Origin of the sequence: Hydrogenovibrio halophilus DSM 15072, assembly GCF_000384235.1 — a bacterium.
In the GTDB taxonomy this organism is placed as follows: Bacteria; Pseudomonadota; Gammaproteobacteria; order Thiomicrospirales; family Thiomicrospiraceae; genus Hydrogenovibrio; species Hydrogenovibrio halophilus.
Genome location: NZ_KB913033.1, coordinates 1,641,107 through 1,664,259 on the forward strand (window position 1 = coordinate 1,641,107; position 23,153 = coordinate 1,664,259).

General features: G+C 54.9%; 12 protein-coding genes and 1 tRNA gene. 8 read left to right on the top strand and 5 right to left on the bottom strand.

Annotated features, from left to right (window positions below):
- Window positions 1-167 precede the first annotated feature (167 nt).
- From A377_RS0107945 to A377_RS0107960, 4 genes are all read left to right on the top strand, one after another.
- Window positions 168-1,478 (top strand): MFS transporter, encoded by a 1,311-nt coding sequence (locus A377_RS0107945; RefSeq protein WP_019895741.1) that lies wholly within the window; start codon window positions 168-170, stop codon window positions 1,476-1,478.
- Between the two features lie 97 nt (window positions 1,479-1,575).
- Window positions 1,576-2,493 (top strand): alpha/beta hydrolase, encoded by a 918-nt coding sequence (locus A377_RS0107950; RefSeq protein ID WP_019895742.1) that lies wholly within the window; start codon window positions 1,576-1,578, stop codon window positions 2,491-2,493.
- Window positions 2,483-3,028 (top strand): hypothetical protein, encoded by a 546-nt coding sequence (locus tag A377_RS0107955; RefSeq protein ID WP_157760798.1) that lies wholly within the window; start codon window positions 2,483-2,485, stop codon window positions 3,026-3,028. Before A377_RS0107950 ends, A377_RS0107955 begins: the two co-directional genes overlap by 11 nt.
- Before the next feature lie 23 nt (window positions 3,029-3,051).
- Entirely contained in the window at window positions 3,052-3,663 is a 612-nt protein-coding gene (locus tag A377_RS0107960) for a TlpA family protein disulfide reductase (protein ID WP_019895744.1), read from the top strand.
- Window positions 3,664-3,912: 249 nt separating this feature from the next.
- On the opposite strand, the gene A377_RS12785 is transcribed toward A377_RS0107960, so the two are convergent.
- The 5 genes from A377_RS12785 to A377_RS0107985 all read right to left on the bottom strand — a co-directional run bounded on the left by A377_RS12785 (window position 3,913) and on the right by A377_RS0107985 (window position 10,856).
- Window positions 3,913-6,750: a putative bifunctional diguanylate cyclase/phosphodiesterase gene (locus A377_RS12785; protein ID WP_019895746.1), complete on the bottom strand. Its 2,838-nt coding sequence runs from the start codon at window positions 6,748-6,750 to the stop codon at window positions 3,913-3,915.
- Complete coding sequence (locus A377_RS0107970) at window positions 6,750-7,679, bottom strand: substrate-binding domain-containing protein (protein WP_019895747.1); 930 nt, start codon at window positions 7,677-7,679, stop codon at window positions 6,750-6,752. The genes A377_RS12785 and A377_RS0107970 overlap by 1 nt, the downstream gene beginning before the upstream one ends.
- A 369-nt stretch (window positions 7,680-8,048) precedes the next feature.
- Window positions 8,049-8,125 (bottom strand) — tRNA-Arg (locus A377_RS0107975).
- A 101-nt stretch (window positions 8,126-8,226) separates the two neighbouring features.
- Window positions 8,227-8,535 (bottom strand): STAS domain-containing protein, encoded by a 309-nt coding sequence (locus A377_RS0107980; RefSeq protein ID WP_028485381.1) that lies wholly within the window; start codon window positions 8,533-8,535, stop codon window positions 8,227-8,229.
- A 74-nt stretch (window positions 8,536-8,609) separates the two neighbouring features.
- Entirely contained in the window at window positions 8,610-10,856 is a 2,247-nt protein-coding gene (locus A377_RS0107985) for a methyl-accepting chemotaxis protein (protein WP_019895749.1), read from the bottom strand.
- Between the two features lie 353 nt (window positions 10,857-11,209).
- Between A377_RS0107985 and A377_RS12790 the strand changes: the two genes are divergently transcribed.
- The 4 genes from A377_RS12790 to A377_RS0108010 all read left to right on the top strand — a co-directional run bounded on the left by A377_RS12790 (window position 11,210) and on the right by A377_RS0108010 (window position 23,152).
- Window positions 11,210-15,847, top strand: a complete 4,638-nt coding sequence (locus tag A377_RS12790; protein WP_019895750.1) for a PAS domain-containing protein — start codon at window positions 11,210-11,212, stop codon at window positions 15,845-15,847.
- Between the two features lie 4 nt (window positions 15,848-15,851).
- Entirely contained in the window at window positions 15,852-19,358 is a 3,507-nt protein-coding gene (locus A377_RS13005; RefSeq protein ID WP_019895751.1) for a response regulator, read from the top strand.
- Window positions 19,351-21,966 carry a PhnD/SsuA/transferrin family substrate-binding protein gene (locus A377_RS12795; RefSeq protein ID WP_019895752.1) on the top strand — a complete coding sequence of 872 codons (2,616 nt, stop codon included), beginning with the start codon at window positions 19,351-19,353 and terminating at the stop codon, window positions 21,964-21,966. Before A377_RS13005 ends, A377_RS12795 begins: the two co-directional genes overlap by 8 nt.
- A gap of 121 nt (window positions 21,967-22,087) precedes the next feature.
- Complete coding sequence (locus A377_RS0108010) at window positions 22,088-23,152, top strand: HD domain-containing phosphohydrolase (protein ID WP_019895754.1); 1,065 nt, start codon at window positions 22,088-22,090, stop codon at window positions 23,150-23,152.
- Window position 23,153 lies beyond the last annotated feature (1 nt).

Consider the following 23,153-nt stretch of genomic DNA (forward strand, 5'->3'; position numbering starts at 1 on the left):
AACCAGGTAGTTGAATGATGTCACTTTAGCGGTTTCCGCGATTATATTCAACGGATTAGTTGATTTAATTTTTTTAAAGCAGATAAAAAAATTTGGCACAGGAATGTTTGCAATTTGCGCGCGCCTCACTTAGTGTTCAACTAAATGGTTGAATAAGGGACGCAACGATGAGCGAGCAAATGCAACAGCAAACCGATCCGATCCAACATGGGATCAAAGCCAATCTGGATCAGATTATCCAGCAACTCATTCAGGTGTTTCTGGTGGGGTTGGCCATCGGGATGACCCGTACGGTGGTACCAGGCCTGGCAGAAACCGAGTTTGGGCTGGCCGAGCAGGCGTTTATGAGTCTGGCCCTGTTTGTGGTGGTGTTTGGGTTGGTGAAAGCCAGTATGAACCTGCTGGCGGGGCATCTGAGTGATCAGTTCGGGCGTCGGCGTCTGCTGGTTGCGGGCTGGTTGTTGGCGATTCCGGTGCCGTTTTTGATTTTCTATGCGCAAAACTGGTGGTGGATCATTGCGGCCATGGTGTTTTTGGGGCTGAACCAGGGGCTGTGCTGGTCAATGGCGCTCAATTCCAAGCTGGACCTGGCCAAGGCCAGTCAAAAAGGGTTGGTCAATGGCTTTAATGAGTTTTCAGGCTATGCCGCCGTGGGGCTGGCCGGCTGGATTACGGCTTGGATGGCCGAACAGATGGGCGCACGTGAGGCCTTGTTGGTGTTTGGTCTGGTGGTCATTGCGCTGGGGCTGTTTCTGGCGATTGTCAAAGTGATCGATACCCATCCCTGGTCGCAACTGCACCAGCAGAAGCATCAGGAAGCACAGGCCGAAAAGGCGGCGGAAAATGGTCAGGCGGTCGAGCCGACCCAAAAAGCCACTTTGGGTGCGATGATGGTGTACGCCACGTTCAAACAGCCGCAATTGATGGCGCTCAACCAGGCAGGCCTGGTCGAAAAGTTCATTGATGCACTGGTGTGGGTGTTTATGCCGGTGTTCCTGATTTCGCAGTCGCAAACGCTGGTGCAGGCCAGTGCGATCATTGCTATTTATGGCGTGGTCTGGGGCGGTTCCCAGTTGATCACCGGCCCTTTGTCCGACAAATGGGGACGTCGCGGGCTGATCGTCGGTGGCTTCTGGCTGTGTGCGATCACCAGTTTCGGCTTTGTGATGACCGACAGTGCCTGGGTCTGGTCTGTGCTGGCGGGCTTGATGGGCTTTGGCATGGCCATGCTTTATCCCACGCTGGGGGCGGCTGTGGCCGACGTCAGTGAACCACGGGTGCGTGCCAGTGTGCTGGGGATTTACCGTTTCTGGCGTGATTTCGGTTATGCGGCCGGGGCCTTTTTAATGGGGTTGCTGGCGTTTTATTCCGAATCTGTGGTCTGGCCGTTTTACTTTGTCGGGGGTATGATGTTCCTGTCCGGCCTTTGGGTGTGGGTGGCCTTGTCGCCCAAAGCCATGGAAGCCGGTAAAAAATAACAAGTACGATCAATAGCCCTTTGCACGGGATGCTAGGGACGCTTGAAGAGTTCTTTGACCTTGTGCAAAGGACGTTGATTCCTTAAGGAGGATTACGATGCAATCATTGAAATATACTCGACGTCTGGCCGCATTGGCGCTGGGCAGTGTTTTGTCTTTGTCGACCTGGGCGGTTCAGGCGGAAGAAAAAGAAGTGAAACAGACCCTGGACGGGCAGACGCTCAATGCCAATCTGACGCTTTCCGATGACGGCTATCAGGGCGATGTGGTGCTTTTGTTGCACGGCACCTTGACCCATAACGAACGTTCCACCTATGCGCAACTGCAGAATAATCTGAAGGCCTACGGCATGACGTCTCTGGCGATCAATCTGTCGCTGGGGGTGGACGACCGTCACGGCGAGTATGACTGTGCGACCACCCATACCCACAAACACACCGATGCTCTGAAAGAACTGGGCCTGTGGATGGGCTGGCTCGAAAACAAAGGCGCGGAGAACATTACGTTGATGGGCCATTCCCGCGGTGGCAACCAGGCCGCTTGGTATGCTTCGGAAGCGCAGCGCCCCAGTTTGAAACACCTGGTGTTGGTTGCTCCGGCCACCGGCGAGCAGCAGTCGCCTGCCGACTACAAAAAGAAATACGGTGTGGCGCTGGAATCCGTGCTGGACAAGGCCGAAGCGTTAGTGAAACAAGGCAAGGGCGACGAAGTGATGAAAGGCGAGGACTTCATTTATTGTGAAGACACCAATGTGACCGCAGAAGCCTTTGTGGATTACTACGCCCAGCGTCCACAGTTTGACACGCCGACGTTGCTGCAGAACCCGGTTGTGCCCACGCTGGTGATCATGGGTACGGAAGACAATGTCGTGGCGGATTTGCCCGAAAAAATCGCCCCCGTCGCCGAACAGCAGGATCTGGTGACCACTGTGACACTTGACGGCGCCGATCACTTCTTCCGGGATTTCTTCAACGAGGACATCGCGATTGAGACGGAGCAATTCATTGCCGACTAAATGCTGGCCGACTGAATGGTGGCAATCACTGGGACTGACAGTGCTGTGTGCGCTGGCACCGCCTGCCTTGGCACAGTCGGCATCACAGCAGGGAGTGTCGGTTGAGATCACGCCGCTGCCTTCGGAACAGGTGACGGCGTTTTATCTTAACCGCGGTTTCAGTGAATCGGAGATTGAGGCGTATCGGTCGGCCTGTGTGTTTTCTGTGATTCTGCGCAATACGCACGAAACGGCCCCGCTGACATTGGACCAGTCTGACTGGCAATGGCAGCAGGCCGATGGCCAGTCCGTCAAACCGAAACCCACCGATCAATGGCTGGCAGAGATGCGTGAAGCCGGTATTGCCAAAGGGCCAAGGGTGGCGTTTCGCTGGGCCCAGTTTCCGGCGGAACAGACCTATCATCCCAAGGACTGGAATCAGGGCATGCTGGCTCTGCCAGTGGCATCGGGCACCGAATTGTCGGTGACTCTGCGCTGGCAAAGGTCTGGACAGCCCCAGACTCTGACCCGCCATTCACTGACCTGTGCTCCCTGAACAGAGCCACAAAGGACGTTTGTATGATCGACGACAAAACCATTTTTGACCAGGCCTGGTTAAAATCCGATTTGACCAGCCGGCCATGGCTCAGTGCTTTCATCGGATTGTTTTTGCTGGCAGCGTTTGGCCATGCTCAGGCCGCCGGTAAGGACCATGACAAGCCAATGAATGCGGTGGCGAACCCCTGGCAAGCTCCGGACACGACCTTGCCGGATTTGGACGGCACCGCTCAGTCATTGAGCCAGTTGGTGGCCAAAGGCGGTGTGGTTGTGGTCAATTTCTGGGCCAGCTGGTGTCCGCCTTGTCGCGAAGAAATGGCGTCACTGGCACGGCTGGAGCAGACGTTACGCAAAGCCGGAGACCGTGATGGTCAGCCCCTGGCGCGCGTGGTGGCCATCAATGTGGGGGAGGACGAAAACACCGTGTTTTCGTTTTTGGGGGAAATCGATCCCATGCCGGATTTTGCGATTCTGCTTGATCAGAACAGTGAGGCCGTTGACGCCTGGCGGGTCAGAGGTCTGCCGACCACGTATGTGATGGATGGCGAAGGCAAGGTCCGTTATCGTGCCATTGGCGGTCGTGACTTTGACCAACCGCAAATCGCCCGCCAGATCAAGGACTTGATTCAATAAGCCTTTGGCACGAGCTCAGAAGCGACTGACGTCGCTGACATTCCGTTGTTCAGCATTGCGTCGTATGGCCATCGGTCATCGCCGTGTTGTCCGTCCGTCGGTTTGAACACCGACGGCTTTCCCCGATCCCTTTTCCAGCTATCCTCAAATTAACGCAAACGCATCGGCGACTCAAACGCACGGTGCCAGTGTGTGTTTTTCTGGAGCCGGGTGTTCTGGACGTTTGGAACAGGCACCGATTCGAGCGTTTCAGGTCAGGTTCTGAATCATGTCGTCGGCGGGTACCGGCTTGCTGTAGTAGAAGCCCTGATACGCGTGGCACCCGAGTTCGGCCAGCCGCTGTTGGTGGGCCTCGGTTTCCACGCCTTCGGCGATCACGTCCAGTTTCAGGGTTTTGGCCAGTGAAATCACCGTGGTGACAATGGCTTCGTCGTTTTCGTCGTCCAGCAGGTCGCGCACAAAGGTCTGGTCGATTTTCAGCTGGTCCAGCGGCAGGGATTTCAGGTACGACAGGGACGAATAACCCGTACCGAAATCGTCCAGCGCAAAGCGGATGCCCACGGCCTGCAACTCGGCCATTTTCTGGCCGATCAGGTCGGGCTGGGTGATGAACACGTTTTCGGTCAGTTCCAGTTCCAGCTGATGCGGATTGGCATTGGCCTGATGCAATGCCTTGAGTGTTTTGCTAACAAAACTGTCCTGCATGAACTGGTCGATGCTGACATTCACCGCAATAGTCAGATGCGCGGTTTCGGGCTGTTTTGACCAGGCCTGGAGCTGGCGGCAGGCCGATTGAATCACCCAGTCGCCGATGGCCACAATCTGCCCGGTTTCTTCGGCAAAGGGGATGAAGTCAAATGGTGGCACCATCCCGCGCTCAGGGTGGTGCCAGCGGATCAGGGCTTCGGCCCCGACCAGAGCGCTTTCCGGCCCGATTTGAGGTTGGTAGTAAAGCACAAACTGATCCTGTTCCAGCGCCAGATCGATGTCGCGTTGGAGTTGCTTTTTCTTCTGTACGGCCAGATCAATGTCGTCGGTATAGATCTGCAGTTGGTTTTTGCCCGAACGTTTGGCGTAATACATGGCCTGGTCGGCTTTCTTCATGATTTCGGTCACGTCCTCGGTCTCGGGCGTGATCACCACCATGCCAATGCTGGGACTGGAACGGTAGGTTTTGCCCTCCAGCTCCATCGGGCTGTTCAGGGCGCGGCGGATCGCCAGTCCCTGGGCCTGATAGGCTTGTTCCGGCAGGTCCTTGAGCGAGACGGCCACGAATTCGTCCCCACCCAGACGGGCCAGCAGGCGGTCTTCTTCCGGCATCACGGTACGCAACTGCTCGGCCACTTTGAACAGAAACAGATCGCCGATTTCATGCCCCCGGCTGTCGTTGAGGTCCTTGAAATCGTCCAGATCAATAAAGAAGACGGCCGCATGGCGGTTTTCGGCTTTCAGCTGCTTGAGCAGTGCGTCCAGCTGCGAAAACAACTTGCGCCGGTTGGCCAGATGGGTCAGGGGGTCGTAAAACGCCAGCTGGGTGATCTGTTCTTCGGCGGCCTTTTTGTCGGTAATGTCCTGAGCCGTTGCCAGATAATGGGTGGCCTCGCCCTGATCGTTTTTGACGGCGGTGATGGTCAGCCACTGAGGGTAAATGTCGCCGTTCTTGCGCCGGTTCCAGATTTCGCCCGACCAATGGCCATCCTGGGTCAGTTGCTGCCACATCTGCCGGTAAAAGGCCGCATCATGACGACCGGATTTGAACAGGTTGGGTTTTTGCCCAATCAGCTCCCGAACCGACCAGCCGGCCATGGCGGCATAGGCTTTGTTGGCTTGAATGATGATGTTGTGGGGGTCGGTGATCACCATGCCCACATTGGATTCAAACATTTTGGCCGAGATTTTCAGGTCTTCTTCCCGAGCCTGAATTTCATCGACCATGCTGTTGTAGGCATTGGCCAGCTGCCCCATTTCGTTTTTGCTGCGAACATCGATTTTGTGCCGGTAATCGCCTTGCTGGATTCGGCCAATGCCGCGCATGAGTTTGGACAGGGGGCGATGCAGCGTGTGGTGAAAGACCGCGTAGTTGAGCGGCAAAACCAGCAGAATCAATGCGATCAGCGACCACCACAGAGCCGAATAGGCCTGTTGCAGCTCCTGATTGAAAAGGTCGGTGGGGTACAGAAACACCGCTTCCAGCTGGCGCTGGCCGAATGCGGCTTCGAAATGCTGAATCAGGCCGTACTGGGTTTCGATCAGGCGACCGTCATGCGGCAATTTGGCCACCTCTTCCCACTGAAAGGGCAGTCTGGTGTCGGTGTGAACGATCGGCTGGCCGGTTTTCTGGTCAAAGACCGCCAGTTTCAGGTCGTCAAACAGCTTGTCATCGGTCAAAGGTGCCAGGGACGCCATCAGCACCAGTCGACCGGCGGGTTCACCCGACAGGGTTTGAATGCGGCTGACCGAAGCCATCAGCCAGTCATCCGGTTGAAAGGGCGATTCCGTCAGAAAAAAGGCCTGGCTGCTGGCGGGGGTTTGTGCGGAGATCAGGACGTCTTCCGATTGCGCCCAAATCCGTTCAGCGTCCTGGAACACCTCGGAAGTGGGGCGTTCATTCCGGCTTTTGAAGCGCAGCGTCTGCGTCTGATGGCCGCCGGGCTGATAGCCATACAGGGTTTGCGCCCTGTGGTTCTGAAAGAAACTGATCAGATCGCCATTGGGCTTGAACAGATAAGCCTGCTGGTAGCGCCCCAGTAAAAAGCCCTCATTCAGGTTTTGGGTCAGCTCTTCTTTTTCGTGGTCAAACAGATAGGCCTGTGCGTTTTGCGGGGTTTCGTATTCCTCAATCACGCGCACGCTGGGCAGAAAACTCTGGTGCTGGTAAAGCCCGGTCTTGGCCACGATCAGGTTGGCCTTGAGTTTGGACAGGGTTTCTTCAAACGCATAAAAACCGGAATTCATCTGCGCCTGTGCCTGATCATGGTGGTAGGTTTTCAGCGAGTGGTAAAACAACGCGCCGAGCCCCAGTAATGAAGCGAGGGTGATCAAAACCACGAACAGACTGAACTGTGTGCGAAGAGAGTGCAAAGGCATCAAAAGATCGGCTCCACTTGATTGGCCAGTTCGGGCGTGACCATTTGGTGTTCAATGGTCACCTGCTTGGGGACGGGCTGACCGTCGAGAATTTTTTCCACAATGGCCGCGCCCTGTTTGCCGCCGGTGGGATAAGTGTAGCTGACGCTCTGTTGCCCCGCAAGCAAGGCCTCTCTGGCGGGTTGAATGTAATCAATGCCCACGATCACCAGGTCGGCCGGATCAATGCCATGCTTTTGCAGGGCCAGACGTGCGCCAATCGCCATGCTGTCGCTGTGCGCGTAAATGGCGGCAAAGCGCTCACCGGATTCAAGCAACTGGTCAGTGGCCACCAATGCCCGGGAACGGATAAAATCGCCCCGACGCTCAATCACTTTGAAATCAGGGTTCAGCGTGTCCAGAAAAGCACGTGTGCGGGCGCGGGTGACCGAATTGCCTGCCACACCGGACAGCATGAATATTTTTGCGCCCTCTGGCAGGGTCTGGTTAAGGTAACCGGCGGCCTCTTTGGCAATGGCTTGGTTATCAGGGCTGATGAACGTGGTATAGGCGTCGTAGTCGATTTTGCGCCCCTGAAGCACCACCGGGATGCCGGCCTGATGGGCTTCTCTGATCACTTCGGAAAGGCCACGTGATTCACGGGGACTGGCAATCAGCACATCCACCTTGTCCGCAATCAATTGCTTGATCTGCTGCATTTGCACGGCGGTATTGCCGCCCGCATCGCGATGGATGAACTGGATGTCTTCACGGTGGGCCAGATGTTTGCGGACGTCCATCACCTGCTGATGGCGCCAGTCATTGGTCATGTCGTCCTGTGAGAAGGCCACGACCTTGACGGCTTCCGCCAAAACCGGCGAGGTCACGGTCAACAGCGCCAGCAAACCGATGGCGTGGACAAAACCTGAGTGGATGATTCGATGCATCATGCAATAATCGCGCCTTTTTTGGCGGTGAATGACTGGCAGTGACAGGCCGTTTGCCAGCCCTATCCAGAGGCACCAACCATACCGAAAAACGCGGCAAAAATAAAGGGATTTGCTTTGTATAAAGGTGTTTTAACCCGGATGTTTCATGAATTTGTGCTGAGGTCGCACAGGAACTTGTTTTCACAAGGAAATTTTCGAAGAAGCGTCGTATCCATGATTACGACCGACTGAGAAAATATTGCTTGTGGAATCAAGGGGCAAGCGAGGTCGGTGCAAATTCATGAAATATTCGGGTTAACCAGGCCTGGTCATTATTTGAACGGGAAAGGGATTGTATCGGAGTATGAAGGAAAAACCGGGAAAAGGAAATGGCGCGCCCAGGAGGATTTGAACCCCCGACCTTTGCCTCCGGAGGGCAACGCTCTATCCAGCTGAGCTATGGGCGCGTGACATCGACGCACATTATAAGGTTTTCCCTGCTCAATTAACAGGGCTAATTCCCGCTCAGTGCAACCGGAATGGTGACGTCGTTTCAGCCTGGCTTTGGTTATCGTATTTCCGGGATCTCAAACAGTTTCTGGAACTGGGCGATTTCCAGGGCATTCTGTACCGAGTCGGATAAGTGAACCAGTTGAATCCTGCCGCTCTGTCCGACCCGTTGCCGCAGCAACAAAAGCAGGCCCAAAGCGGCACTGTCCAGATGGTCGGTCATGGAAAAATCCAGTATGTAGAGCGCCGTGGACTCAATGTGATCCTTGTAGGCATCATTGAAATCATGATACGTCGTCATATTGAACGTTTTCGGCAGGTGGAGGGTGAGCGTATCGCCGGATTTGTCTGCTCGAACCTGTGTCATAAAGTTGTCTCTCTGAATCTGAAATAATGGTTTGACGGGGCTGACGCCAAACTCACGAAAACCAGGGCCGGGGTTCAATCCCGTTTCCGGTAGGTGAGTCCGGGCGCGGAAGTGGCATTGCCGGTCGTTTTGAAATAGGCCATGTCGTCAGACAAGATTTTAGCCTGTTCGCTCATGCTTTTGGAAGCGGCTGTGGTTTCGTCCACCAGTGCCGCGTTCTGCTGAGTAACCTGATCGATGTCGGTAATGGCATCGTGAACCTGATGAATGCCCGTGGCCTGTTCATTGGAGGCTTTGGCAATGTCTTTGATCATGGATGTGATTTCGTCCACCGAGCCGACAATGGTGTTCAGGAACTCGCCTGATCTGGACGCCAGTTTGGTGCCGTGATCAATGCGCTTGGTGCTTTCATCAATCAGCGCGGTGATGTCTTTGGCGGCCTCGGCCGATTTTTGCGACAGGGAACGGACTTCCCCCGCGACCACGGCAAAGCCGCGCCCGTGCTCACCGGCACGAGCGGCTTCGACCGCGGCGTTCAGAGCCAGCAGATTGGTCTGGAACGCGATGCTGTCAATCATGGTGACGATTTCCGAAATTTTGTGACTGGAGTCCTGAATCTGTCCCATGGCTTCAATGGTTTCGGTCATCACTTCCGAGCCTTCTCTGGCTTTGGATTGAACGTCTGTGGCCACGCTGGAAGCCTGATTGGCGTTGTCGGTGTTGTTTTTGATGGCCGCGTTCATCTCGTCCATGGTGGCCGAGGTCTGCTCAATCGCCGCCGCCTGCTGTTGCACTCGGTCGCTCAAGTCTGTGGAGCCCTGCGACACTTCGCGTGAAGCCGAATCCACCACTTTGGCCGCTTCCACGGCCACGGAGACAATGCCGTCCAGACGTGAAATGGAGCTGTTGACGGCTTCTTTCAGTTCGCCCAGTTCGCCTTCATAAGGTTTGTCGATCACCTGTGTCAGGTCGCCTTCTGCCATGCCGGTCGTCACCCGAACCACTTCGTTCATTGCATCCTGTATGGCGTCCAGCAGATCGTTGATGGAGTGGCTCAAATCGTGTGCGACCCCTTCGACATCGCTCAAGTCTATGCGTCTGCCCAGATGTCCCTTTTGAGCCTGGCCGACAACCTGATGCACACTGTCCAGCAGTTGGGCTTCCTGTGTGCGATCAATCCACTCCACCAACATGGCGGTGCGAACGCCTGAACGGTTGTGGATCGGGATCATATTCAGCTTCAAGTGAATGCCGGCAAGCGTTAAAGTAATGCTGTCCGGTTCTTTCATGGCATCCAGCATTTTTCGCTGGTGTGAGGGCGTCGAATGAAACAGATCAATGTTCGCGCCCTCTATGGTCGCCATATCGAACGCCGGGACCACTTCCTTGATTTTATCTTCACCCGCTGCAAAAAACGCTTTCATGCTATCGTTCAGGTACATGATGTTGTAATCATGGTCGACCATCATCACGTTGGTTTGCATCTTATCCATGGCCAGCTTGATCTGCTGCGCCTGATCCAGTTGATAGGCACTTTCTTCCCGGCTTTCCAGAAAGGCCAGGTTCAAAGACACTTCTGCATTGCGCAATTTTCCAAAGAAGGTGGTTGGGTCGTAGTTTTTTTCCGGCAAATTCTGCTTGCTGGCAATCCGGCGCAAATTGCCGATTGCGTTGTCGATTGTGTGGGTCACAAAACGGCCATATCCCACCATGGCCCCCAGCAGGATCAGCGACATCACCAGAGAGGCTTCGGCGGCAAAATTGACCAGGCCTGCTGTGGCCAGAGCGGTGGGGATCACCGAAAAGATCACGCCGATCACCGCCAGCAGCCAGACGGGCGACAAGCGGGTGAAAGGGTTCAGGTTTGGCATCGACGGCCCGGTGGTGATCTGACCATGGCGGATTCCGGCTTTGCCGGCGGCAATGGCCTGATACGCCTGAGCGGCGGCCTGTTTTTCCGCCTCGGTGGCGCAACTGCGAATCGACATATAGCCGGTGACCCGACCGTTTTCAAACAAAGGTGTGGCCTGGGCCTTGACCCAATAGTAGCCCCCGTCCTTGCGTCGGTTTTTCACAAACTGGGTCCAGGGACGACCGTGCTTCAGGTCCTGCCACATGTCGGCAAAAACGGCCGACGGCACATCCGGGTGGCGGATGATGTTGTGCGGTTGGCCGATTAATTCCGCCCGGGTAAAGCCACTGGCGGCCTCAAAGGCGTCGTTGCATTCCAGTATGGTGCCGGCCAGATCGGTTTTGGATACCAGTATCTGGCCTTCTTTGACCTGGTATTCGTGGTCGTTGACAGGTTGGTTGTTGCGCATAACATGATCGCCTTTGTGAAAAACTTATACAGACTGTGTTAGCCTGTATGAATTCTGTCTAGTTGGTAGTCTAGTTGAAAGCAGTGTTTATGCCAAGAAGTTAATGCATAAAATTATTTTAACTGGCATAAAAAACCTATTTAAGCAATTGATTCGTTTTGTTCGGTATTTTCTGTAAGATGGGTACTTAGTAGTCGGTTTGCGTTGTGCGTCATTTGAGCGAGCATGATTATTGGTTGACAGCTTCACAAAAGAACCCCTAGTATGCACCGGGTTGTTACAGTTGAGTTCTGTCTGTCAATGCAACGCCAAGCCCATCCAAATTTTAAGAAGCGTTTTGCCCGGTCTTGCCTATGAATTATTTTCCCAAGCTTGAGGCCATTGCCACCCGGCAAGTGGTCACCATCGACGCCAGTCGTACCATTCAGGATGCCGTGCATCAGATGTATGCGCACAATATCCGTGATGTGATTGTCATCGATGGCGATCGTCACACCATCATCACCCCGCGTGAACTGATCGACCTCAAGCTCAAGGGCATGGACTTCGCGACGCCACTGAACGAGATTTACCTGAATGATGTGCCGGTGATGTCGCCACAGGACCATGTCAACGATGCTCTGACCGTCCTGAAAAACCATCCGGATAAGCATGTGTGTCTGTTGGATGAGGCTGGGAAGCTGACGGGCATCGTCAGTTACTCGGATTTGCTGGCCAATCTGGACCCGGAAACACTGGCGCGAACCCGTACGATTGCGCAGTTTCTCCAGGCGCAATCTGCCGAATTCGTGCCTGTGGATCTGCCGATAGAAGAGGTGTTTGCGCGACTGCATCGACATCACGACTCTGCCGCGATTGTCGGCACGGCAAAGACGCCGCTGGGGATCATCACCCAAAGTGAAATTGTGGCACTGCTGGAAGAAGACACCCACTGGCGTCAGCCGGTGTCCGAGTTTATGACCCGGCCTTTGAAAACCCTGCCCGGTGACACGTCTGTCAAAGACGCGCTGAACTTTGCCCGTCAACATCGCATCAAACACCTGGTCGTGACGAATGGCGATAAGGTACAGGGCGTGCTGCATCAAAGCGACATTGTCAGTACCGTGTTTGAAAGCTGGCACGAACGCCTGCATCAGGAAGCACTGCGTCTGAGAACCGAAGTGGACATGTTTGCTGCCGGGCCGGTGGTGGTGTTTGTCTGGGCCGCCGAAGACGGTTGGCCGGTTCGCTTTGTGACGCCCAATGTGGAGGCCGTGCTGGGTTACTCTTCGAATGAACTGGTGTCTGAAAAACGGCCTTATTCCGAGCTGGTGCACCCTGACGATTATGCCGACGTGGAAACGGAGGTGATTCAGTTTCTGCAACAGCAAAAACCTCACTGGGAGCAGCATTACCGTTTGATCGACAAGACCGGACGCGCACGTTGGTTTTTTGATTACACGCGCCCTGTGTATGACCAGGCGGGTGAGGTCAAGGAAATTTATGGCTATTTGCTGGATCAGACAGATCTGATTGATGCACAATCGGATCTAAAAAACGCGGAAGCCCGTTGGCGGGCGGTTCTGGAAGGGACTCGTCAGGGCGTCTGGGATTGGGACGCTCGTACTGATCGGTTTTTTTTCTCACCCAGATGGAAACAGATGTTGGGGTATGAAGAAGACGAAATCGATTCCAGTCTGGAAGAATGGGACAAGCGCGTACACCCGGATGACAAGGCACAGGTTTACTCGGATCTGAATCGGCACTTTGCCGGTGAAACCGAATTTTACGAAAACACTCATCGCGTCCGGACCAAAAGCGGGCGCTATATCTGGGTATTGGACCGCGGTCGGGTCATGGAGCGCGATGCCGAAGGCAAGCCTCTCAGAGTCGTGGGCACGCACACAGACGTGGACCGTGAGCACGAAGCCGAAGAACGTCTGTTTCGTCTGGCCGAAAATGTCCCCGGCGTCCTGTATCAGTTTCGGCTGTATCCGGATGGTGGCAGCCACTTTCCGTTTGCAACCACTGGCATTGAGAGCATTTACGGCGTCACCGCCCAGCAGGCGAAAGAATCCGCAGATGCGGTATTTCAGGCCATTCATTCGGATGACCGAGGCAGTGTTGAACAAAGCATCCGTCATTCCGCAGAAACCCTGACCGAGTGGCAACAGGAATATCGAGTGCGCCTGCCGTCCGGTGACATCATTTGGGTAATCGGTCAGGCGGTGCCGCAAAAACTGGATGACGGTTCGATTTTGTGGCATGGCTATATTTTTGACATCACCGGGCGCAAGCGGGAGCAGTTGGCGCTGGAAGAAGCGCAGAATCGTTACCGATTGACCATGGAGGCCGCGCAGACCGGACTTTGGAGTTGGGATCTGCTGACCGACAACATTGTCTGGACCGACGAAATGTTCACCCAGCTGGGTTATGCGCCTCAGGCGTTTGCCGTGACTCTGGACCGTTTTGCCGGCATGGTGCATCCCGAAGACCGGGATCGGATGTTTGCTCAGGTACAGCAACAGATTGAGCAGCTTGGCAGTTTTACTCAGCAGTTTCGGGTACAGCATCAGTCTGGCGGTTGGGTCTGGATTGAAGGGCGCGGACGCAATACCGAGTTTGACGACAGTGGCCAGCCCATAAAAATGATGGGTACGCACACCCAGATTGATGAGCAAAAGCGGACACAGCAAGCGCTGGAAGAAAGCGAAGCCCATTTTCGGACCCTGTTTGAAATGTACCCGGATGCCACGGTGTTGTTTGACACCGAGACCCATCGCCCGGTCCGCTTCAATCGTCGTGCCTACGAGCAGTTGGGGTACAGTGCCGACGAATTTGAGCAGTTGACCATTTCGGATTTTGAGGTGATGGAAACGCCGGAAGAGGTGGCCGGGCACGTCAAAGCGATCAGAGAGAATGGCTACGATGATTTTGAGACCCAACACCGATGTAAAAATGGTGATCTATTGGACATACATGTCACCGTCAAGTTGATTGATATTCAAGGTGACGCCCACCTTTTGTCGGTGTTTCGGGACATCACTCAGATCAAAACCTATCAGGCCGAACTGGAAGCCGCCAAAAAAGCCGCTGAAAGCGCCAACCAGGCCAAGTCCGATTTTCTGGCCAATATGAGCCATGAAATCCGCACGCCCATGAACGGCATCATCGGCATGAGCGAACTGGGCGAGGCCACAGAGGATACCGGCAAGCTCAAAGGGTATCTGCACCAGGTCAATCATTCCGGGCGGCAGTTGCTGGGCATCATCAATGACATTCTGGATTTTTCCAAAATTGAGGCGGGCAAGCTGCTGATCGATCCCGCGCCTTTCTGCTTGAGAGAACTGGCAGCCAATCTGCGCAGTTTGTTTGCGCCCATGGCAATCGACAAAGGTCTGGAACTGGATGTTCGGGTCAGTGATCAGCTGGCAGGTGCCTACGATTCGGACTGCATGCGCCTGCGTCAGATTCTGACCAATCTGATTGGCAATGCGATCAAGTTTACGGCTTCGGGGCGGGTGACATTGACGATCGAACCCGAGACCCGTCAGGTGCCACAAACCGAAGAAACCCCGTTGGTCCGGTTTTGGATTGAAGACACCGGCATTGGCTTGACCGAAAGCCAGAAAGGCATCCTGTTCCAGCCATTCCAGCAGGCCGATGTCTCCACCACGCGTTCGCACGGTGGCACCGGTCTGGGGCTGGTGATCAGTCAGCGTCTGGTGCAGGCGCTGGGAGGGGAGGGCATAGAGGTGCACAGTGTGTATGGCGAGGGCTCACAGGTCGGGTTTTCGCTGCCGATGACCCCCTGTGGCGCGGATCTGCTGGAAGCCGAGCGCAGTCAGGATGCCCAGCATGTTACCACGCTGCAGGGGCATGTGCTTCTGGTGGAAGACAATGTCATCAATCAGCAGGTGGCGCAGGCCCAGTTGATGCGCTTGGGCCTGACCTGTGAGTTGGCTGAAAACGGACGCGAAGCCGTGGAAAAAGGACGATCGGGCCGCTTTGATCTGGTGCTGATGGACATTCAGATGCCGGAAATGGATGGCTATGAGGCCACACGACGTTTGCGGGAACTGGGCTTTGATGCCCAGACTCTGCCGATTGTGGCTCTGACCGCCGCGGCCATGGTAGAAGACCGCCAAAAGGCACTCAATCATGGCATGAACGATCATGTGGGCAAGCCGTTGCAGTTGAACAGCCTTTACGACAGTCTTTCGGCGTTTTTGCCCGCTACAGACGACCCGGATGCGGAAATGGCCACGGCATCAGACGAGAGCGAGAGAGACATGACGAAACCAGAGGAGGCCCCCACAATGGCACAGTCTGAATTCGACTCCATGCCGGTTGTGGACGAGGCCAGAGGTCTGGCGAATTTGAATGGCAATCGCCAGCTGTACGAGAAATTGCTGCAGGAAGTGGCTTTGCAGTTCCAGCAGAACTACCATACACTGGTGGCCGATTTGAAGGCGATGGCCCCCCAAGACCGCACGGCCATAGACGCTGCGCAGCAGTTGAACCACAGTCTCAAGGGCGTGGCGGGCAATCTGGCTTTGACAAGGTTGTTTGAAGCCAGCAAACCCGTGGACCAGAGACTGAAAAGCGCACAGGTACCAACGGCGCAGGAAATGGCATGGCTGGCCTCTGCGTTCGCAGCCACCGAGCAGGCGCTTCAGGATCGCGCGGTGTCGCATCCGGCGGAAGCAGAAACCGGAGAAGGTCAGAACGAGACATCGAAAGCCTCCGTCATATCAGAACCGTCAGAGACCTCTCCGTTTTTGAGTCAATCCGCGCGCCAGAAACTGCAAACCCTGTTGGCTCAGATTGAGCAAAATGAATTTCTGGAAGAGGCGGACATCGAAACGTTTTTTGAAGGGAGCTCCGGTCTCGAAGTCGAATCTCTGAAAGTGGATCTGGTGAGCTGGCTGGATGATTTGGATTTTGGGCGGGCTGCACGGGCACTCAAGGCTTTTCTGGAGGCCGAGAAGACCTCACAGGCGGAGACTTGACATAATGAAACGGTTTTACAATCTTTTGGCGGGCATCTGCCTGATTCTGGCGGCAAGCTCTCTTCACGCCGCTGTGCCCACGTTTGAGCGGGTGTTTGAAAACCATCCTTTGCCGATGCTGCTGATCGATCCCGGCAAAGGGCAGATTGTAGAGGTCAACGCCCAGGCGGTGGATTTTTATGGCTATTCCAATGATGTCCTGACCGAGATGACGATCCAGCAGATCAATACCTTTACGCCGGAACAGGTGGCGGTCGAGCGTCAGGCCGCAGCCGAAGAGAATCGTCATTTTTTCATCTTCCGTCATCGTCTAGCGTCAGGGGAAACGCGACGGGTGCAGGTGTATTCCTATCCTTATGAAATCGGTCAGCGGTCTCTGCTGCTGTCGATGATCATGCCTCTGAAAGAACTGGCGCTGGGCGACGACTCACTGGCCCGCTATCAGGCCAATCTGGAAGCACAGGTGGATGAGCAGATGCAGGCGTTGCAGCAAAGCAAAACTTACCAGGCCTGGTGGTTTTCGGCTTTGGCCGTCGTGCTGTTGCTTGCCTGGCTGGCGCAATCGGTGGCCTGGCGACGTGAAAAGCGGGAACGCCAGCACAATCAGGAACTGTTGCAGACGTATTTTGAACAATCCCCAGCCGCCATTATGGTGCATGACCCCAGTACGGGGGAGCTTTTGCGGGCCAATCAGCAGACTTTGCACTTTTATGGTTGTGAATCACTTCAGCATCTGAAGCAGGCCAAGTTGTTTGGTGATCCGCCGTTCTCGGAAACAGACGCACTCAACTGGATCCACCGGGCCGCGCATCGCGGTCCGCAACAATTCGAATGGAAGACGCGGACCGCCTCGGGCGAAGAACGGTGGGAGTGGGTGCAGTTGACCAAAGCCACCCTGGAAGGGCAGCCTCGCGTCGTTGCCACGGCGGTGGACATTACGGTGCTCAAACACGCTCAGACGCAATTGGACGAACTCAATAAAAAGTTTGTGGTGCTGCTGGAAAACACGTCCGACTTTATTTTCTTCAAAGACGCGCAGCATCGGTTTGAATTCAGTTCGCAGACGGTGGCCGACATCAATGGTTATGCGTCCTGGCGTGAACTGATTGGCAAAACCTCGCTGGAGGTGTTTCCGGAAGCCCTGGGATCACGTTACCACAGGGACGAACAATGGGTGTTAAGTCATGGTCGGCCATTGCTGGACAAGGAGGTCCCTTATCTGAACAAATATGGCGAAAAAGGCTGGGTTCAGGCCAGCAAGTGGCCGGTCTTTGCCGAAGACGGTCACACGGTGACGGGGTTGTTTGGCATTAACCGCGACATCACCGCCCGGATCGAAATGGAATCGGCGTTGAAACAGGCCAAGGACAAAGCCGAGGCCGCCAATAAGGCCAAATCGCAATTTCTGGCCAATATGAGCCACGAACTGCGCACGCCCATGAACGGCATCATCGGTCTGAGCGAGCTGGTGCCGCATGAAAACGATCCCGATCAGGTGGGGTCCATGGTCCGCCAGATCAATCATTCCGCCAGATTGCTGCTGCGTCAGTTGGACGATGTGCTGGATCTGGTCAGTCTGGACTCGGACGAACTGCCCATTCAGGCCAGACCGTTTTACCTGAGTCAGTTGCTGCAGAATCTGGAAAGTCTGTTTCAGCATCAGGCCAAAGCCCGGCATCTGCGTTTTCAGGTGGTCAATGACGGTTTGGGCCATGACTGTTACGTGGCCGATGCCGATCGGTTGGCACAGGTCCTGAGTCACCTGCTCAGCAATGCGCTCAAGTTTACGTTTCAGGGGCATATGGTACTGTCGGTGACGCATCAGGCCCACGCTGATTCACAAACGCTGGTGTTTGAGGTGGAAGACACTGGCACGGGCATCAGTGAGGCACAACAGGAACATTTGTTTGAAATGTTTGAAATGGGCGACGCCAGCAATACCCGCCATCAGTCGGGCATCGGCATCGGGTTGGTGATGTCGCAGAAACTGATTCGGCGTATGGGCGGTGACATTGACATCGAATCCAAAGAGGGACACGGCACCAGGGTTCGGGTTGTGTTGCCGGCCAAACCCTGTGACAAATCCGAGGAAGCGAGCCTGATTGAAACGACGAGCCAGCCGATGACCGGTGGCAGACAGCGCGTGCTGATTGTGGAGGACAATGCGGTCAACCAGAAGGTGGTGGCCGCCTTTGTGACCCGTATGGGACTGGATTATTTGACCGCCGACAATGGCGAGCAGGCGGTGGATTTGAGCCGGGTCAAGCATTTTGATCTGGTGTTGATGGACATTCAGATGCCGGGCATGGATGGGTATGAGGCCACCCGCAAAATTCGTCAGTACCAGCCGGATGTGCCCGTGATTGCGGTCACCGCCGCTGCCATGATCGAAGACCGGGAAAAGTCTCAGGCCGCAGGCATGAACGAACATTTAAGCAAACCTATTATGTGGGCGTCTTTTACCCGGGCCGTGAGCAAGTGGCTGGATTTGTCAGCCGAACAGGCTTCGGCCAATTCTCAATCCGATCTGTCTGAACAACCCGTTGACGCAGAAATCACGGTGCAGGCGCAGCAAAGTGACACCGAATCGAGACGTTCACGGATACTGGTGGTGGACGATGCAAAAACCAACCTCAAGGTACTGGCCAATGCGTTGAAACCCGATTATGCGGTGCAGGTTGCCGATTCGGGCGAAGCGGCGTTGAAGGTGGTGCATCATGGTCCTGCGCCGGATTTGATTCTGCTGGACATTATGATGCCTGAGATGGACGGTTTTGAGGTATGTCGCGTGCTGAAAAATGATCCGCAAACCCAAGATATTCCAGTGATTTTTGTGACTGCGTTGGATTCAGAAACGGACGAGTCCAAAGGGTTTGAGGCCGGTGGTGTGGACTTTATTGTGAAACCGTTCAAGGTGCCGGTGGTATTGGCTCGGGTGCGGAACCATCTGAAACTCAAGCAACGCACCGACATGCTGGAAATGATGTCGCACATCGATGGGCTGACCCAGGTGCCCAATCGTCGCCAGCTGGACGAGACACTGAAAAAGGAAATGGGCCGCCTGCATCGGGAACAGAGTCCGCTGGGCGTGATTATGATCGACATCGATCACTTCAAGCCCTACAACGACCATTACGGGCACGGTCGCGGCGATGAATGTCTGGAAAAGGTCGCCGGTCTGATGCAGAGCACGCTCAAGCGCCCTGGTGACTTTCTGGCCCGCTATGGCGGTGAGGAATTTGTGGTGCTCCTGCCCGAAACCGACGCCGAGGGCACCCGCAAAGTGGGCGAAGCCCTGCGGGCGGCGGTGGCAGCGGCCAATCTGCGTCACGATTATTCGTCCGTGGCCAATCACGTCACCATCAGTCTGGGCGGTTTCTGCGAAGTGGTGAACGGTCAACGCACCAGACAGGACTGGCTGGAGCAGGCGGATCGGGCACTCTACGAAGCCAAGCATCTCGGTCGTAACCGGATGGTCGTTTACACAGAGGAAAGTCAAAACGATGTTTAACGACAGACGCCATCATCGTCTGGGGCGAAAGCTGGGGCCAACCGCCGTGTTTTCCTCCATGCTCAGTGCCATACTGGTCAGTGTGGGGTTGCTTGCTATGCCGACGGCGTTTGCGGATGAAGACGTGTACCATATCGGCATTTTTCAGCATCAGGACAAGGCCATGCTGAAAGAAAAATACCGGCCTTTGATCGCACATCTGGAGCAGCAGCTGCCGGGCTATCGGCTGGAATACCGTCTGCTGACCGAGCCGGAAATGCTGGAAGCGATTCGCCTGAATCAGCTGGATCTGCTGTTTACCAACCCCAGTCTCTATCAGATCATTCGTCATCAGAATGCGTTGGCGTCCCCCATTGCAACGGTGGAGCGCCTTCATCAGGGCCAGAAGGTCAGCAGTCTGGGCGGGGTGATTTTTACCAGGCCTGGTGAAAATTACCAGAATCTGAGTGATCTGACCGACGCCACCATTGCGGTGCCTTCCAAACACCATGCGGGCGGCTTTCGGGTACCTGCTTATGAGTTTTTCAAAGCCGGGATCAATGTTGAACAATTGGCATTCAAAGAAGTAGGTGAGCATGAAGCAGTCGTAGAGGCGGTATTGAGTGGGCAGGCAGATGCCGGGTTTGTTCGCACCAGTATTCTGGAATATATGGTCGCTGAAAAAGGCCATCAGATGAGCGATTTTAAGGTGATTCATCTCCGTCCTTTGAGTGCTTACCCGTTTGTGGTGTCTTCAACGTTGGTGCCGGAATGGCCGTTTTTTGCGTTGGCGCATGTGGACACCGAGACAGTGAAAAAGATGACAGTGGCATTGTTTGGTTTGCAGGCATCGGACCCCGGCATGAAGGCTTTGAATTTTGCCGGGTTTGTGCCACCTCAGGACTACTTGGGGCTGGAACGCATGCTGCGAGACATGGGCTTGCCTCCGTTCGATCTCAAGCGACAGGTCAGTTGGACCGAAATCTGGCATCAATACCGCTGGACCCTGGTGTCGGTGGGCAGTTTGATCGGTTTGCTGCTGGTTGGGTATTTCATTCTGGGCTGGTTGAACCGGCGGTTGCGACAGAGTCAGGCTCAGATGCGGGCCGCGCAGGTGGAGGCCCAGAAAGCCAATCAGGCCAAGTCCGAGTTTCTGGCCAATATGAGCCATGAAATACGCACGCCGATGAACGCGATTCTGGGGATGAGCGAACTGGGACAAAATGACACCACCGTCAAAGCATTGCGAGTCCGTCTGAAAAAGATTGATCAGGCCGCCCGGCTGTTGCTGGGCATCATCAATGACATTCTGGATTTCTCCAAAATCGAAGCAGGCAAAATGGCTCTGGAGTCTCGCCTGTTTGACTTGCAGACCGACATTGACCAACTCAAGGACGTGTTTTTGCCTCTGGCTGAAGAAAAGGGGCTGGACTTCTCGGTTCAGCTTGACCCCGGAGCGGCGTCTTATTATCGCGGCGACAGCATGCGATTGCGCCAGATCCTGACCAATCTGCTGGGTAACGCCTTCAAGTTCACCCCTCAGGGGGCCGTTCGATTGACAATCACGGCCGGGCAAAGCGCTTCTGACCAGGCCTGGTTAATCTTCGAGGTTTCGGACACCGGAATTGGCATGGACGCACAACAGCAACAACGGCTGTTTCAGGCATTCAGTCAGGCCGACACCTCCATCAGCCGTGAATTCGGTGGTACCGGGTTGGGGCTGGTGATCAGTCAGCAACTGGTACAGGCGATGGGCGGGGAGTTGATCGAGCTGGAAAGCTCGCCGGGACAGGGTTCGACCTTCCGTTTCCGTCTGCCACTGGCACGTCCCCCGGCAGAAGCGATTCGGGACTGGAAGGCGCAACAGGACACGTCTTCTCAAGCGTTGGCGCATCTTTCGGGTCGGGTGCTACTGGTGGAAGACAACCCCATTAACCAGGAGGTGGTCGCCGAGCATCTTCAGCAGCTGGGGCTGGTCGTCGATGTGGCCGCACAAGGCGAACAGGGGCTGCAAATGGTGACTCAACAGGCGTATGATCTGGTTCTGATGGACATTCAAATGCCGGGTATGAACGGCTATGAGGCCACTCGTCACATTCGCGAGCAGGACAGCAATATCCCGGTCATTGCCTTGACAGCAGCGGCCATGGTTGAGGATCGTGAAAAAGCCTTGCAGGCAGGGATGAATGACCATTTGGGCAAACCGATTGACCAGTCTGCCTTGTCGCAGGCGCTGGCACGCTGGCTGCCAGTGTCAGGGACGTCGACATCGTCCGCATCGGGTCGGGAATGGGCGGTGTTTGCGTCCGCGCAACCGGAAGAGTTCAAAGATTGGATGAAACTGGCCAAGTCGGATTTTCGGGTCAAGGTGATTCGGGATGTGCCGACGCTGAAAACCTTTCTGAAGGAGGGGGGTGCCCCTCGGATGGTCGTGGTGTCGACCGATTTCTGTGACGCGCTCAAGCAGGAAACCGAGGCCATGCAGGGTGAATTCTGGGTGAAAGGCGAATGCGCCTGGCAGTCCCCAGAAACGGGGTCGATGGTGATTCGATCGATGGAGACGCAACAGGCGTTTGAGCAGGCACTAACCAGCATTAAGCGTGTTTCGTTTCGTGAAAAGGACTCATGAAGTCAAGACCATTCAGACAATGATGACGGAGTTTGCCTTTTTCGCTCTTTTAGTTCGTTTTTTAGCGAAAAGGTCGTTTTTTTGATAAACTGTTTTTTGATGGATAATAATGAGGTGAGGCATGCCCGAAATGGCGAAGGCATTGGAAGCGTCCAGCATTCTGGTGGTGGATGACAATGCGACCAATATTCAGGTGATTGAGGCGACGCTGAAGTCCGCCGGGTATGAACGTATTACCTCTGTGACCAAGCCGTTGGAACTGACGCAGCATTTTGTTCAGAGCCAATACGACTTGGTGCTGCTGGACATCAATATGCCGTTGATGGATGGGTTTGCGGTGTTGTCGCTGATGAGCCAGATGCTCGACAGGGATCGGTTTCCCCCTGTGGTCATGCTCACCGCCCAAGCCGACGAAGACAGTCGGATCAAAGCGCTGGACAACGGTGCCAGCGATTACATTACCAAACCTTTTAACCGCACCGAACTTTTGAAACGGGTGAACATTCATCTGGAAAACTGGCATTTCAAGCGTCGTTTGCGCGAAGAAAACCAGACGCTTGAAGTCAAGGTGCAGGAACGCACCCAGGCACTGGAAACCGCGCAGCTGGAAATGATTTATCGCCTGGGTCGCGCGGCGGAATACCGGGACAATGAAACCGGCAATCATGTCAAACGGGTCAGTCTGTTTGCTCAGGCCATTGCCGAAGAGTACGGCATGGACAAGCACTTCTGTGATCTGATCGGCATTGCTTCCCCCATGCACGATGTGGGCAAAATCGGCGTGTCGGACACCATTTTGCTGAAGCCGGGCAAGCTGACAGACGACGAGTATCTCGTGATGAAAGAGCATGTGACCATTGGCGGCGAAATTCTGTCAAATGGCCAATCCGAGCTTTTGCAGCTGGCCGCTGAAATTGCCTTGACCCACCATGAAAAATACAATGGCAAAGGCTATCCCCATGGCCTGAAAGGCGAGGCCATTCCCTTGTCTGGACGCATTGTCGCCATTGCGGACGTGTATGACGCGCTGACCTCCACCCGCCCCTACAAAGAAGCCTGGCCCAGTGAAAAAGCAGTGGGGTTGATTGAGCGAGAAAAAGGCGAGCACTTCGACCCACAGCTGGTGGACGCGTTTCTTCAGGTATTGCCTCGCATACGCGAGATCAGTGCCGATTATCAGGACTGAT